Raw genomic sequence first — 13,613 nt, 5'->3', positions numbered from 1 at the left:
CTCCAGCCCCGGCACCCTTGCCGCACCCCAATTCTTCATCTTTTCCCAAATACTCCGGGGGTTTGGGGGCTGGCCCCCAATCCCGCCCGGACGTGCAACGTGCTACTTCGCCACCGGCGCGCGCTTGGCCAGCCCCAGCTTCTCGCGCACCTCCGCCGGCCCGATCACCCGCGCCCCCATGTTCTCGATGATCGTGCCCGCGCGTTCGACCAACTGCCAGTTCTCGGCCAGCACGCCCTTGTCCAACCAAAGGTTGTCCTCGAGCCCCACGCGCACGTTGCCGCCGGCCAGAACGGCCGCCGCGACATAGGCCATCTGGTTGCGACCCAGCGAAAACGCGCTGAAGGTCCAGTCATCCGGCACGTTGTTGACCATCGCCATGAAGGTATTCAGATCATCCGGCGCGCCCCACGGCACCCCCATGCACAGCTGCACCAGGGCGTTGGGCTCCAGCACGCCATCCTTCACCAGCTGCTTGGCATACCAAAGATGGCCGGTATCAAAGGCCTCGATCTCGGGCTTGACGCCAAGCTCGGTCATCATCTTCCCCATCGCGGTCAGCATGCCCGGCGTGTTGGTCATCACATAGTCCGCCTCGGCAAAGTTCATGGTGCCGCAATCCAGCGTACAGATCTCGGGCAGGCACTCGGCCACATGCGCCACGCGCTCAGAGGCGCCGATCATGTCGGTCCCGGCCTCGTCCACCGGGAACGGGCTCTCGACCCCGCCAAAGACGATGTCCCCGCCCATGCCGGCCGTCAGGTTCAGCACGACATCCACTTCGGCGTCGCGGATCCGGTCCGTCACCTCGCGATACAGGTCCAGCCGGCGCGACGGCTTGCCGGTTTCCGGGTCGCGCACATGGCAATGCACCACGGCGGCCCCGGCCTTTGCCGCCGCGATCGCGCTGTCGGCGATCTGCTTGGGCGAGCGCGGCACATGCGGGCTGCGATCCTGCGTACTGCCCGACCCGGTGACGGCACAGGTGATGAAGACTTCGCGGTTCATTTCCAGAGGCATGGCGTTTTCCCCAAGTTGTACCGGGTTTCACCCCGGGTTTTCCCCAGACTTCTCCCCGGATTCCGATTTGCGTCTGGCCCCGACTCTGGCGCAGCCTTGATCCGACAACTTTCCAAAATGCGAATCACACTTGATGAAATCCGCAAAAAACATACTCCAGCCGGAACATCGCGCCCTGAAAACGGCGGTACTGGTGCTCGACGACTGCAACACGCTCAGCTTCGCCGCCGCGGTCGACCCCATGCGCGCGGCCAACCGGCTCGCGGATCGTCCCGCCTTCGACTGGGATTATGTCACCGCAACCGGCGCACCCGCGATGCTGACCAGCGCGCTGAGTGTCCCCGGCATCCCGCTGGCGCGCTTGGAAAGCTGCGACCTGCTGATCGTCGTTGCTGGTTTCCAGCTTGCCCGCCACGCGACCCCCAGCCTGCTGGCCGGGCTGCGCCGCATCGCCCGCACGGGCGCGACCTTGGCCGGGATAGACGGAGGACCATGGCTTCTGGCCGAAGCCGGGCTGCTGGACGGCCATTGCGCCACGACACATTGGGAAGACCTCGACAACTTTGCTGCCCGGTTTCCCGAAGTGACGGTGCTGCGCGACAGGTTCGCCGTGTCGGAAAATCGCCTGACCTCGGGCGGCGCGATCCCGGCGATCGAGATGATGCTGCATATCATCGCGGCCCGCCACGGCGCGGGCTTCGCCTCGCGCGTCTCGGGGCTATTTCTCTATGACGGAGCCCCCGCGCCCTCCCGGCCGCAAAGCCGGATCGGCGCGCCGCACCGCCACAATGCGCTGACGGCCAAGGCCAACGCGCTGATGGAAGCGGCCCTGGACGAACCGCTCCCCCTGACCGAGATCGCCGAAGCCCTGGGCACCAGCACGCGCACCCTGCAACAGCAGTTCCGGCTGCGCCTGAACACCACGCCGCAGGACCACTACCTGCAACTGCGCCTGGCCGAAGCACGCCGCCTCGTCACCGACACCGACATGCCCCTGATGGACGTGGCGCTGGCCACCGGCTTCACCTCGCAATCCAGCTTTGCCCGCGCCTTCCGCACGGCCCACGGCCTGTCGGCGCGTGACCTGCGGCAGGAGAGAGCGCAGCCCACCCATCACTGAAGCCCCAGAACCTTCATCTTTTCCCAAATACTCCGGGGGAGTCGCGCAAAGCGCGACGGGGGCAGCGCCCCCTTCCTGCTAGTAGGGCATGGGATGCGCCCGATGGGCCTCATTGATTTCCGCCAGAATCTCTTCGGATAACTCCAAATCCGCCCCGCGCAAGACGTGCTCCAACTGCCCTATCGTTGTCGCCCCGAAAATCGCCGACATCATGAAGGGCCGCGTGTTGCACCAGGCCAGCGCCATGTGGATCGGATCCAGCCCATGCCGCTGCGCGATCCCCAGATAAGCCGCCACCGCATCGAACACGCGCGGCGACTTGCGTCCGCCCATTTCCGACACCAGCGACATGCGCGAGCCCTCGGGCACCGCCCCGCCCTGATACTTGCCGGTCAGCAAACCCGCCGCCAGCGGCGAAAACGCCATCAGCCCCACATCCTCGTTCACGCTCAGCTCGGCCATGTCGGTATCGAACAGACGACACAGCAACGAATACTCGTTCTGAACCGAGGCGACCCGTGGCCACCCCCTCTCTTCCGCGATCCGCAGCCATTGCGCCGTGCCCCAGGCGCTCTCGTTCGACAGGCCGAAGGCGCGGATGTTACCCTTGTCCACCTGCGCCTGCAGCGCCTGGAGGCACTCTTCCATGTTGGCCAGCGTCTCGGCGCGGTTCTGCTTTGAGGGGTCATAGGTCCAGTTCTGGCGGAACATGTAGCTGCCGCGATTGGGCCAGTGAAACTGGTAGAGGTCGATGTAATCCGTCCTCAGCCGCCGCAAAGAGCCCTCCACCGCCTCGGGGATGGTCTTGCCCGAGATCGGAGCCCCGCCCCGCGCGTGCTGGAATCCCTCTCCCGAGTGCTTGGTGGCCAGGATGTAATCACCCCGTCGGCCGGGATGCGCGGCGTTCCAGTTGCCCAGGATTTCTTCCGTCCGTCCGACCGTCTCTTTCGAAACCGGGTTCACCGGATACATTTCGGCGGCATCGACGAAGTTGATGCCCGCCTCCAGCGCCATGTCCATCTGGGCGTGGGCCTCCGCCTCGGATGTCTGGGTGCCGAAAGTCATCGTGCCCAGGCACAGTTCCGAAACCATCATCCCGGTGCGCCCCAAAGGCTTCCTCTTCATCGCATTTCCTCCTGCCGCAATGGCGCAACCCTAGCGAGGGGGCCGGCGCGGACAAGCCCCCTTGTGCCCGCAAGGAAATTCCGCCAGCGTTCCCCCGAGCACGATGGAGGGAAAGATGCCGCAATCGATCACCAAGGGAATCAAGAGCTTGCTGGCCGAGGCAAACGCGGTCGTCCGGACACTACCCGTTGCCAAGGCCAAGGCGCTCTATGACAATCCCGACTATGTCTTCGTCGATCTGCGCGACATCCGCGAGTTGCAACGCTCGGGCCAGATCCCCGGCGCCTTTTCCTGCCCGCGCGGCATGCTGGAATTCTGGATCGACCCCGAAAGCCCCTACCACAAGGACATTTTCAACCAGGACAAGACCTATGTCTTCTACTGCGCCAGCGCCTGGCGCTCGGCGCTGAGCGCCAAGGTTGCACAGGAGATGGGGTTGAGCCCGGTGATGCACCTTGAGGGCGGCTTCACCGAATGGGTGAAGCAGGGTGGACGGGTCGAGAATAGAGAGTGAGGCGGTGCCTGCTGTCTGGTGACTTTGGCGACTTCGCAAGAGCCAGCGAACCAACAGGCCTTGGTGACGGCCGGTGAGCATGCGTGTGAGGCAGGCTTTGTCCGACCCTCGCCATTGCAGATCGGACCATGGCCGAACTCTGACCCTCGAACGGAGCCGTTGAGAACAAAAAGCGAACGCGCTAAACTCCCCCCATGTCGACTCACCTGCTCAGCCGCAGGCCGGCGCGGGACGTTCCTGCGCTGGCCCTGCATCCCGAAATCAGCCTGCCGCTCGCCCGCGTGCACGAGGCCTGCGGCCCGGCCCGGCGCAGCTTCGCCCTGTGGCTGGCCGGTCGGGCGCAGGGGCCGGTGCTGTGGATCTCGCCCGCGTGGGAGGCCGACCAGCTGAACCCGGACGGGATGATGCCCTTTGCCGATCCGGCCCGGTTCCTGTTCGTGCGCCCCACCCGCCCCGAGGATCTGCTGTGGTGCATGGAAGAGACCCTGCGCAGCGGGGCGGTGCCGCTGGTGGTGGCCGACCTGCCGGGGGCGCCGGGGCTGACGCCGGTGCGGCGGATGCACCTGGCCGCCGAACAGGGCGGCGCGATGGGGCGGGCGCCGCTGGGGCTGCTGCTGACCCCCGGCGAGGGCGGTGCGCAGGGGATCGAGACGCGCTGGCACATGGCCCCGGCGCATCGGGGCGAGGTGTGCTGCTGGACCTTGGCCCGCCGCCGCGCCCGCGCCCTGCCCCCGGCCACATGGCGGGCAACCCAGACCGCCCCACGCACCGGGATGGAACTGGAGCGGATCGGCGGCGAGCCCGCACCAGCGTGACGCCCACGCAAAAGGCCCGCCCCGCGCAACTTGCCACTGGTCAAAGCCCCGCCCCCTCTCTAGCGTGCCCGCATGACGCACCCGATCCATGACAGCCGGTATTCGTGGCTGAGACTGCTGATAACACTCGCCATCGCCACGGTGGCGAATGTCGGCATGTGGGCGGTGATCGTCGTCATGCCGGATATCGAGGCACAGTTCGGCGCCGGACGGGCCGAGGCCTCGATGCCCTACACGCTGACCATGGTTGGCTTTGCCTTGGGCAACATGTGGCTGGGGCAGCTGCTGGACCGGCTCGGCGTGACCAAGGCCCTGATCGGCGCGGCCGTCACGAGTGCAGCGAGCTATGTTCTGGCCACGCTCGCGCCCTCGATGCTGACGCTGTCCGCGGCGCATCTGCTGCTGGGGCTGGGAACCTCTGTCGGGTTCGGTCCGCTGATCGCGGATATCTCGCACTGGTTCATGCGGCGGAGGGGCATCGCTGTGGCGCTGGTGGCCAGCGGCAACTACCTGTCCGGGGCGATCTGGCCGATGGTGCTGGCCGGAATCCTGGCGAAAAACGGGTGGCAGCAGGTTTACCTCGTGCTGGCTGTCATCACGGTGGTGACCGTCATCCCCCTGTCGCTGCTGCTGCGGCGGCAGGTGCCGATCGAGGCCCACGGCACCGCCGAGGCCGCGGCACAGCTGAACGCGCAGAGCGCCGGGTTCTCACCACGTGCCCTGCAATACATCCTGGGGATCGCCGGCATCGGGTGCTGCATCGCCATGTCGATGCCGCAGGTTCACATCGTGGCCTATTGCGTGGGGCTGGGCTATGGCCCCGCCGTCGGCGCCGAGATGCTGTCGCTGATGCTGCTGGGCGGCGTGGTCAGCCGGGTGATCTCGGGACTGGTCGCCGACAGGTTCGGAGGCGTCCGCACCCTGCTGGCCGGATCGGTCCTGCAATGCGCGGCGCTGTTCCTGTTCCTGCCCTATGACGGGATGGTCTCGCTCTATGTCATCAGCGCCCTGTTCGGCCTGGCGCAGGGCGGGATCGTGCCCAGCTATGCGCTTGTCGTACGCGAGTACATGCCCCCGCGCGAGGCCGGCGCCCGCGTCGGCTTCGTCATGATGATGACCATCGTGGGCATGGCGCTGGGGGGCTGGCTGTCGGGCTGGATCTACGACGTGACCGGCAGTTACCAGATGGCGTTCATCAACGGCATTGTCTGGAATGGTCTGAACATCGCGATCATGGTCATGTTGCTGGCCCGCTCGCGCCCCAGGCGCCCGGCGACCCTCGCATGAGCGCGCCAAGGGCCAAAACCGACGCGCCAAGGTCGATTATACACGCGCATCGCCTGACAAGGCCGGCAAGGTAGCCCCATTATGCGCACGATCATAACCTTTGCCGCCCTGTTCCTCTCGGTCATCCTGTTGCAGCTTTCGACCGGCGGCGTCGGTCCATTGGACGCCATTTCCGGACTGAAGCTGGAGTTTTCCACCGAACAGATCGGCCTGCTGGGGTCGGCGCATTTTCTGGGGTTCTTCATCGGCTGCTGGTGGGCACCGCGCCTGATGGGCAGCGTCGGCCATTCCCGCGCCTTCGCGGCCTGCACCGCTCTGGGCGCCATGGGGCTGATCGGCCACACCCTGACCGAAGCCCCCTATGCCTGGGCGGCCATGCGGGTAGCGTCGGGGCTGTGCGTGGCGGGTTGCTATACCGTGATCGAGGCTTGGCTGAACGACAAGGTGACCAATGAAACACGCGGTCGCGCGATGGGGACCTATCGAATCGTGGACATGGGCGCATCGCTCAGCGCGCAGCTGATCATCGCAATTTTGCCGCCGGCCTCATACGTCTCGTACAACCTGCTGGCCATCCTGTGCTGCGCGTCGCTGCTGCCGCTGACGCTGACGCGCGCCAACCAGCCTAAGACGCCCGAAGCCCCGCGCCTGCGCCCGAACCTGGCCTGGCGCTGTTCGCCGCTGGCGGTGGCAGGCGTGATCGTCTCGGCGCTCAGTTCGGCGTCGTTCCGGATGGTCGGGCCGGTCTATGGGCAAGAGGTCGGGCTGGTCGTCGACCAGATCGCCTTTTTCCTGGCGGCCTTCGTCCTTGGTGGCGCGCTGGCGCAGTACCCGGTGGGTTGGCTGGCCGACAAATACGACCGCCGCTGGGTTCTGATCTGGATGTCCGTTGCCGCCGTCGCCAGCTGCGGCGTGACGATGGCCGCCAGCGGCACCGGAACCGTGGGCGTCATGCTGGCCGCCGGCCTGTTCGGCATCACCACCTTCCCGATCTTCTCGATCTCCTCCGCCCATGCCAACGACTTCGCCACCGCCGAACAGCGGGTCGAACTGTCAGCGGCACTCATGTTCTGGTACGCGCTGGGTGCCATTGCTTCGCCTTACCTCTCCTCGACACTGATCCAGCAATTCGGCCCCGGCGCGCTGTTCGCCTTCGTGGCGCTGGGTCATGTGGTCCTGATCGCCTTTGGCCTGGCGCGCATGCGGTCGCGCCCGACGCCCGAGGACCGCACGCACTATGTCTACGCGCCGCGCACATCCTTCACCATCGGCCGTCTGCTGAAACGCTCGCGCGAGGGGCGCTAGGAAACAAGGGCTGGGATTTCCTGATCCGGTTTGATAGAGCGCGCGCAGACAGATAGGCGGAAACGGAAAATGGCTCGAATTCTCATTACCTCGGCGATCCCTTACATCAACGGGATCAAGCACCTTGGCAACCTGATCGGCTCGCAGCTGCCGGCGGATCTGTTCGCGCGCTACCAACGCGGCCGCGGCCACGAGGTCATGTTCCTGTGCGCCACCGACGAGCACGGCACCCCGGCCGAACTGGCCGCCGCAAAGGCGGGCAAGCCGGTGGCCGAGTATTGCGCCGAGATGCACGAGGTGCAGGCCGACATCGCCAAGCGCTTTGGCCTCAGCTTCGATCATTTCGGGCGGTCCTCCAGCCCGCAGAACCACAAGCTGACCCAGCATTTCGCCGGCAAGCTGGCCGAGGCCGGGCTGATCCGCGAAGTGACCGAGAAGCAGGTCTATTCCAACGCCGACGGCCGGTTCCTTCCCGACCGCTATATCGAGGGCACCTGCCCCAACTGCGGCTATGAAAAGGCCCGCGGCGACCAGTGCGAAAACTGCACCAAGCAGCTGGACCCGACCGACCTGATCAATCCGCGCAGCGCGATTTCCGGCTCGACCGACCTTGAGGTACGCGAGACCAAGCACCTGTATCTGCGCCAGTCGGCGATGAAGGATCAGCTGGACGCCTGGATCGACAGCAAGACCGACTGGCCGGTGCTGACCACCTCGATCGCCAAGAAATGGCTGCATGACGGCGATGGCCTGCAGGACCGCGGCATCACCCGCGATCTGGACTGGGGCATCCCGGTCAAGAAAGGCGACGAAGACTGGCCCGGCATGGAGGGCAAGGTCTTTTACGTCTGGTTCGACGCGCCGATCGAATACATCGCTTGCGCCAAGGAATGGGCCGACGCGCACGGCAAGCCGGATGCGGAATGGGAACGCTGGTGGCGCACCGACAAGGGCGCCGACGACGTGCGCTATGTGCAGTTCATGGGCAAGGACAACGTGCCGTTCCACACCCTGTCCTTCCCGGCCACCATCCTGGGCTCGGGCGAGCCGTGGAAGCTGGTCGATTACATCAAGTCGTTCAACTACCTCAACTATGACGGCGGCCAGTTCTCGACCAGCCAGGGTCGCGGCGTGTTCATGGATCAGGCGCTGGACATCCTGCCCGCCGACTACTGGCGCTGGTGGCTGCTGAGCCACGCGCCCGAAAGCAGCGACAGCGAATTCACCTGGGAGAATTTCCAGCAATCGGTGAACAAGGACCTGGCCGACGTTCTGGGCAACTTCGTCAGCCGCATCACCAAGTTCTGCCGCTCTAAATTCGGCGAAGAGGTTCCCGCCGGCGGAGACTACGGCGAACGCGAGCAGGCGCTGATCGAGGAACTGACCAAGCGCATCCGCGCCTACGAGGCGCATATGGAGGCGATGGAAGTCCGCAAATCGGCGCAGGAGTTGCGCGCGATCTGGGTGGCCGGCAACGAATACCTGCAGGCCGCCGCGCCCTGGTCGACCTTCAAGGAAGACCCCGAACAGGCCGCGGCACAAGTGCGGCTGGGCCTGAACCTGATCCGGCTTTACGCGGTGCTGAGCGCGCCCTTCATCCCCGAGACCTCGGCCAGGATGCTGAGCGCGATGAACACGCTCGACACCAGCTGGCCCGAGGACGTGGCTGCTGCGCTGAACGCCCTGCCCGCCGGTCACGCGTTCACGGTCCCGGACGTCCTGTTCGCCAAGATCACCGACGAACAGCGCGAGGAATGGCAGGAGCGCTTTGCGGGAACCCGTTCCTGATCCAAGCCATCGACCGGCAACACGCCAGATCTCAAACCAACCGGCGCGCCAATGACGGAGCGCCGGTTTTTCTTTGGCGCATTGGTCATCTTCAAGACCTTCGGCGCCGATAGAGGCCTCCGGCCGGCAATCCGTCGTTGGCGGCAAATTTTGAGCGCTCCGGCGAAACACCCGAAAAAACAATGCGAAATGCGCTGCAGTTAAGCTTGAGATAACAGGGCAAACCGGCCATCCTGCCGATCAGATATGCCGACTCGGTCGTCCGGTCGGACCCTTCGTTGTACTTTTTTCGCACAGAATACGAGGCTTTCATCATGCCCCTTTCTTTGTCGCCTACAAATTCAGCCTCCCTTGGATTGCCAGGCAGAATCATCCGGTTGGGCGCTGCACTTGCCTGTCTGAGCATCGCAGTGCCGGCTGTTGCGCAGGAACAGGGACAACCTCCGAAAGTCTCGGTCGCCGCGGCCTATACCGAGGAAATCACCGATGAAGCGGTTTTCATCGGCCGGGGTGAGGCGATCGACAAGGTCGATATCGTCGCCCGCGTCAACGGATTTCTGGAAAAGCGGCACGTCGAGGACGGCCAGAAAGTTCAGGAAGGCGATCTGTTGTTCGAGATCGAACCCTACTTTTACCAAGCCGCCTTGGATGCTGCGAATGCGGATCTTGCGCGGGCCGAGGCGAACCTGGAACTGGCCAAGCTTGATCTGACCCGCAAGGAAGAGCTGTTCCAGCGCGGCGCGACACCGGAGGCCGAGCGCGACGTAGCCCGCGCCAACGAGTTGGTGGCCGAGGCCGAGGTTAGGGCAGCTCAGGCGGCAATCCAGAAGGCGGAACTGGATCTCAGCTACACCAAGATCACCGCGCCTTTCTCCGGGCGCATCGGGCGCATCGAAACCAGCGTCGGGGACGTGGTCGGCCCGACGGAGCCACCACTGGTCACACTGGTTCGCGAAGCGCCAATCTATGTGAACTTCTCGCTCACCGAGAAACAGTTTGTTTCCGTCTTGGAGGCATTGGAAGAGAACCCGAATACGCTTGCGGAAAGCGGGAAAAGCCCGGTCGTCAGGCTGACGCTACCGAATGGAAGAGAACTGGACGAGACCGGGAAGATCGTTTTCGTGGACAACCGGATCGACCCGCTGACCGGCGCAATCGCGATGCGGGCAGAGTTCGAGAACAAGTCCAGTCTCATTGTAGACGGAGCGTTCCTGAACGTGCGGATCGAAGCACTTGAGCCGACGCTGCGGGTGCTGGTGCCACAGGCCGCCTTGCAGCGCGACCAACGCGGCGAGTTCGTTCTGGTGGTCACCGACCAGCAAATGGTTGAACAGCGGTACATCACCACCGGAGAGCCCCACGGAACCTCGATGATCGTGCTCGACGGACTGCGAGAAGGCGAAAGCGTGATCGTCGAAGGGCTGCAAAGGGTTCGCCCTGGCGTGGCCGTCGATGCCGTATTGGCAACAGAACAGCCGGGAGAATAACCGATGTTCTCTGCCCTTTTCATCAGCCGGCCAAAGCTGGCCCTGGTCATTTCACTGGTTCTGACCATCATGGGGATGATCGGCTATACAGTGTTGCCGGTGGCGCAATTCCCCGACATCACCCCGCCGGTCGTCAGCGTCTCGGCCAATTACACCGGGGCCAATGCGGGCACCGTGGAAAACACGGTCGCCGCGCCGATCGAGGCGCAGGTCAACGGCGTGGACGACATGATCTACATGACGTCCACCTCCAGCGACAATGGCGCCTACTCGCTGAATGTCACTTTCGAAGTTGGCACCGACCCCGACATTGCCTCGGTCAACGTGCAGAACCGGGTGGCGCAGGCCATGGCCTCGCTGCCCACCGAGGTGACCGCCTCGGGCGTGGTGACGGAAAAGGCCTCCACCAACATGCTGTTGGTGGTCACTCTGACCTCGCCCAACGGCACCTATGACAGCGTGTTCCTGTCCAACTACGCCTCTATCAACCTCAAGGATGCGTTGGCCCGGGTTCAGGGCGTCGGCAAGGCGGATGTTCTGACCAACCTGGAATACGCCATGCGGGTCTGGATGGACCCGGACAGGATGGCAGCCCTGTCGATCACACCGGGCGACGTGATCAACGCGATCCGTGAACAGAACGTCGAGGTCTCGGCGGGCTCGATCGGCGCGCCGCCCGCGCCCGAGGGCCAGACCTTTCAATACACGATCAAGACGCAGGGCCGCCTGACAACGCCCGAAGAGTTCGGCAACATCGTGGTTCGCGCCGGCGACGCCGGTTCGATCGTGCGCGTCAAGGACATAGGGAAGGTCGAACTGGGCGCCGAGTTCTACGCGGCGTCCGGCTTCTTTCAGGGGCAGCCGGCCACGGTTCTGGGTATCTACCAGGCGCCCGGCGCCAACGCGCTGGCGGTATCCGAACGTGTCCGGGCCGAGTTGGAGCGCCTTTCGCGGGCCTTCCCCTCGGACGTGGAATACCAGGTGCCCTTCGACACCACCGACTTTGTCGAGCAATCGCTGAACGATGTGGTCTCGACCCTCGTCATGACCTTCATCCTCGTGATATCGGTCGTGTTCGTCTTTCTGGGCAACTGGCGCGCGACCGTCATTCCGGCGGTGGCCATCCCGGTGTCGCTGATCGGCACCTTCGCCTTCCTTCTGCTGTTCGGGATGTCTCTGAACACCATCTCGCTTTTCGCCCTGGTGCTGGCGATCGGGATCGTGGTGGACGACGCCATCGTGGTCGTCGAAAACGTCGAGAGGATCATTGCCGAAGAGGGCCTCAGCCCCCCCGAGGCCACCCGCAAGGCGATGGGGCAGATTACCGGGCCGGTGATCGCGACCACGCTGGTTCTGCTGGCGGTCTTCGTGCCCGTCACTTTCATGCCCGGGATCAGCGGGCGGCTGTATTCGCAGTTCGCGGTGACGATCTCGACCGCCGTGGTGATCTCGTCGATCAACGCGCTGACGCTGTCGCCGGCGCTGTGCGGTCTGGTGCTCAAGCCCCGCTCGGGACCGCCCAAAGGGCTTCTGGCCCTGTTCGAAGGGCTGATCGGGACGGTCCGCAGCGGCTATGTGTCGATCGTTCGGATGCTGCTGGTGATCCCGGTGGTCTCGATCGGCATCATCGTTCTGATCGCCATGGGTGCCGGGACCATCATGAGCAACACCTCCAAGGGCTTCATCCCGCTGGAGGACAACGGTTACCTGTTCGTGGACGTGCAACTGCCCGACGCGGCGACCCTGACCCGGACCGAAGTCGTGACCGCGCGCGTGAACGAAAAACTGAGCGCCATTCCGGGTGTCGCGAATACGGTTCTGGTCAATGGTTTCTCGCTGCTGAACGGCCTGACGCCAAACGGCGCGATGATCATCGTCAACCTCGACAACTGGGATGACAGGCAGGACGAAGACCTGAGCGCCGACGCCATTCTGCAGAAGGTTCTGGGCGTGGCCTACGGGGAATCCGCCGCCTCGATCGTCGCCTTCAACCCGCCCCCGATCCAGGGCCTCGGCATGTCCGCCGGGGTCGAGATGGAGGTGCAGCAGACCGGCGGCGGTTCTCCGCAGGATCTGGCCGCCGCCGTAGGATCGCTGGTCTATTCCGCCAACCAGCGCCCCGAAATCGCGCAGGCCTTTACGACCTTCCGTGCGAACGTCCCGCAACTCTTCGTCGATCTGGACCGCGAAAAGGCCAAGACGCTGCAGGTTTCGGTCGGCGAGATCTTCCAGACCATGCAGGCGCAGCTGGGGTCGTTCTACGTCAACGATTTCAACCTGTTCGGTCGGGTCTATCGGGTGATGATCCAGGCCGAGGGGTCGTATCGTGACAAGGTCGACGACATCTCGAACCTGTGGGTGCGCTCGACCAAGGGTGAGATGGTGCCGCTGGGCACCCTCGTCGATGTCGAAAACGTGCTGGGGCCGGTGCTGCTGAAACGGCACAACCTGTTCCGCTCGGCCACGGTCACGGCGGTGCAGGCCGAGGGCCTGTCGACCGGCGACGCGATCCGGGTGATGACCGAGGAATCGGCGACCGCGCTGCCCCCGGGCTATGCCTTTGAATGGACCGGCACGGCGCAGCAACAGCTGGCCTCGGGCGGGCTTGTGGTCGTGATCCTGGGGTTGGCGATTCTGTTCGGCTACCTGTTCCTGGTGGGCCAGTACGAGAGTTGGAGCATGCCGGTCGCGATCCTGTTGTCGGTCATCGTGGCCCTGTTCGGCGCGGTGGCTGCCGTTGCCATCGTTGGCAGCGACATCAACCTCTATACCCAGATCGGGATGATCATGCTGGTGGGGCTGGCGTCGAAAAACGGCATTCTCATCGTCGAGTTCGCGATGGAGCAGAGGGCCCACGGGCTTTCGATCCGTGACGCCGCGGCCGAAGCGGCGCATCAGCGGTTCCGGGCCGTGATGATGACGGCGCTGTCCTTCCTGCTGGGGGTGGTGCCCTTGATGCTTGCCAACGGTGCCGGCGCCGCCAGCCAGAAGGCCATCGGCTTTGCGGTCTTTGGCGGAATGCTGGCCGCGACTGTCGTCGGTGTGGTGTTGGTGCCGGTGCTTTATGCGACGATGCAGGGATTCCGGGAATGGATAAAGGGAATTGGCAAAAAAGACCCTGCAACCACGGAAGATACCGCGGCTTGATCCAG

Annotated in this window: 10 protein-coding genes; 8 read left to right on the top strand and 2 right to left on the bottom strand. The window is 64.5% G+C overall.

The features are described 5' to 3' along the window. Positions 1 to 102 precede the first annotated feature (102 nt). Positions 103 to 1,020, bottom strand: a complete 918-nt coding sequence (gene bcoG / locus AVO45_RS08840) for a 3-dehydrocarnitine:acetyl-CoA trimethylamine transferase BcoG (protein ID WP_068346042.1) — start codon at positions 1,018 to 1,020, stop codon at positions 103 to 105. 133 nt (positions 1,021 to 1,153) lie between these two features. Between bcoG and AVO45_RS08835 the strand changes: the two genes are divergently transcribed. Continuing rightward, positions 1,154 to 2,140 carry a GlxA family transcriptional regulator gene (locus AVO45_RS08835; RefSeq protein WP_068346040.1) on the top strand — a complete coding sequence of 329 codons (987 nt, stop codon included), beginning with the start codon at positions 1,154 to 1,156 and terminating at the stop codon, positions 2,138 to 2,140. A 78-nt stretch (positions 2,141 to 2,218) separates the two neighbouring features. Here AVO45_RS08835 and AVO45_RS08830 read toward each other — a convergent pair whose 3' ends face one another. Continuing rightward, on the bottom strand, positions 2,219 to 3,265 hold the full coding sequence (locus tag AVO45_RS08830; protein ID WP_068346038.1) for an aldo/keto reductase: 1,047 nt from the start codon (positions 3,263 to 3,265) through the stop codon (positions 2,219 to 2,221). Between the two features lie 115 nt (positions 3,266 to 3,380). On the opposite strand from AVO45_RS08830, the gene AVO45_RS08825 reads away from it, so the two are divergent. The 7 genes from AVO45_RS08825 (at position 3,381) to AVO45_RS08790 (ending at position 13,608) form a co-directional block, all read left to right on the top strand. Next, entirely contained in the window at positions 3,381 to 3,779 is a 399-nt protein-coding gene (locus AVO45_RS08825; protein ID WP_068346692.1) for a rhodanese-like domain-containing protein, read from the top strand. A 194-nt stretch (positions 3,780 to 3,973) separates the two neighbouring features. Next, positions 3,974 to 4,594, top strand: a complete 621-nt coding sequence (locus AVO45_RS08820; RefSeq protein ID WP_068346036.1) for an ImuA family protein — start codon at positions 3,974 to 3,976, stop codon at positions 4,592 to 4,594. Between the two features lie 72 nt (positions 4,595 to 4,666). Then, a complete protein-coding gene (locus tag AVO45_RS08815; protein ID WP_068346034.1) occupies positions 4,667 to 5,881 on the top strand; it encodes an MFS transporter in 1,215 nt (404 codons plus the stop codon). A gap of 81 nt (positions 5,882 to 5,962) precedes the next feature. Beyond that, positions 5,963 to 7,186 carry an MFS transporter gene (locus AVO45_RS08810; protein WP_068346032.1) on the top strand — a complete coding sequence of 408 codons (1,224 nt, stop codon included), beginning with the start codon at positions 5,963 to 5,965 and terminating at the stop codon, positions 7,184 to 7,186. 69 nt (positions 7,187 to 7,255) lie between these two features. Then, positions 7,256 to 8,974: a methionine--tRNA ligase gene (metG, locus tag AVO45_RS08805; protein ID WP_068346030.1), complete on the top strand. Its 1,719-nt coding sequence runs from the start codon at positions 7,256 to 7,258 to the stop codon at positions 8,972 to 8,974. Positions 8,975 to 9,330: 356 nt separating this feature from the next. Beyond that, positions 9,331 to 10,461 carry an efflux RND transporter periplasmic adaptor subunit gene (locus AVO45_RS08795; RefSeq protein ID WP_068346027.1) on the top strand — a complete coding sequence of 377 codons (1,131 nt, stop codon included), beginning with the start codon at positions 9,331 to 9,333 and terminating at the stop codon, positions 10,459 to 10,461. A 3-nt stretch (positions 10,462 to 10,464) separates the two neighbouring features. Next, a complete protein-coding gene (locus AVO45_RS08790; RefSeq protein WP_068346025.1) occupies positions 10,465 to 13,608 on the top strand; it encodes an efflux RND transporter permease subunit in 3,144 nt (1,047 codons plus the stop codon). Positions 13,609 to 13,613 lie beyond the last annotated feature (5 nt).

The sequence above is a fragment of the Ruegeria marisrubri genome (assembly GCF_001507595.1).
Lineage (GTDB): Bacteria > Pseudomonadota > Alphaproteobacteria > Rhodobacterales > Rhodobacteraceae > Ruegeria > Ruegeria marisrubri.
This window is presented reverse-complemented; position numbering and strand designations above follow the sequence as displayed.

Coding starts and splice junctions, on each gene's coding strand:
- bcoG (WP_068346042.1), bottom strand. CDS start 1,020: ATGCCTCTGGAAATGAACCGCGAAGTCTTCATCACCTGTGCCGTCACC.
- AVO45_RS08835 (WP_068346040.1), top strand. CDS start 1,154: ATGAAATCCGCAAAAAACATACTCCAGCCGGAACATCGCGCCCTGAAA.
- AVO45_RS08830 (WP_068346038.1), bottom strand. CDS start 3,265: ATGAAGAGGAAGCCTTTGGGGCGCACCGGGATGATGGTTTCGGAACTG.
- AVO45_RS08825 (WP_068346692.1), top strand. CDS start 3,381: ATGCCGCAATCGATCACCAAGGGAATCAAGAGCTTGCTGGCCGAGGCA.
- AVO45_RS08820 (WP_068346036.1), top strand. CDS start 3,974: ATGTCGACTCACCTGCTCAGCCGCAGGCCGGCGCGGGACGTTCCTGCG.
- AVO45_RS08815 (WP_068346034.1), top strand. CDS start 4,667: ATGACGCACCCGATCCATGACAGCCGGTATTCGTGGCTGAGACTGCTG.
- AVO45_RS08810 (WP_068346032.1), top strand. CDS start 5,963: ATGCGCACGATCATAACCTTTGCCGCCCTGTTCCTCTCGGTCATCCTG.
- metG (WP_068346030.1), top strand. CDS start 7,256: ATGGCTCGAATTCTCATTACCTCGGCGATCCCTTACATCAACGGGATC.
- AVO45_RS08790 (WP_068346025.1), top strand. CDS start 10,465: ATGTTCTCTGCCCTTTTCATCAGCCGGCCAAAGCTGGCCCTGGTCATT.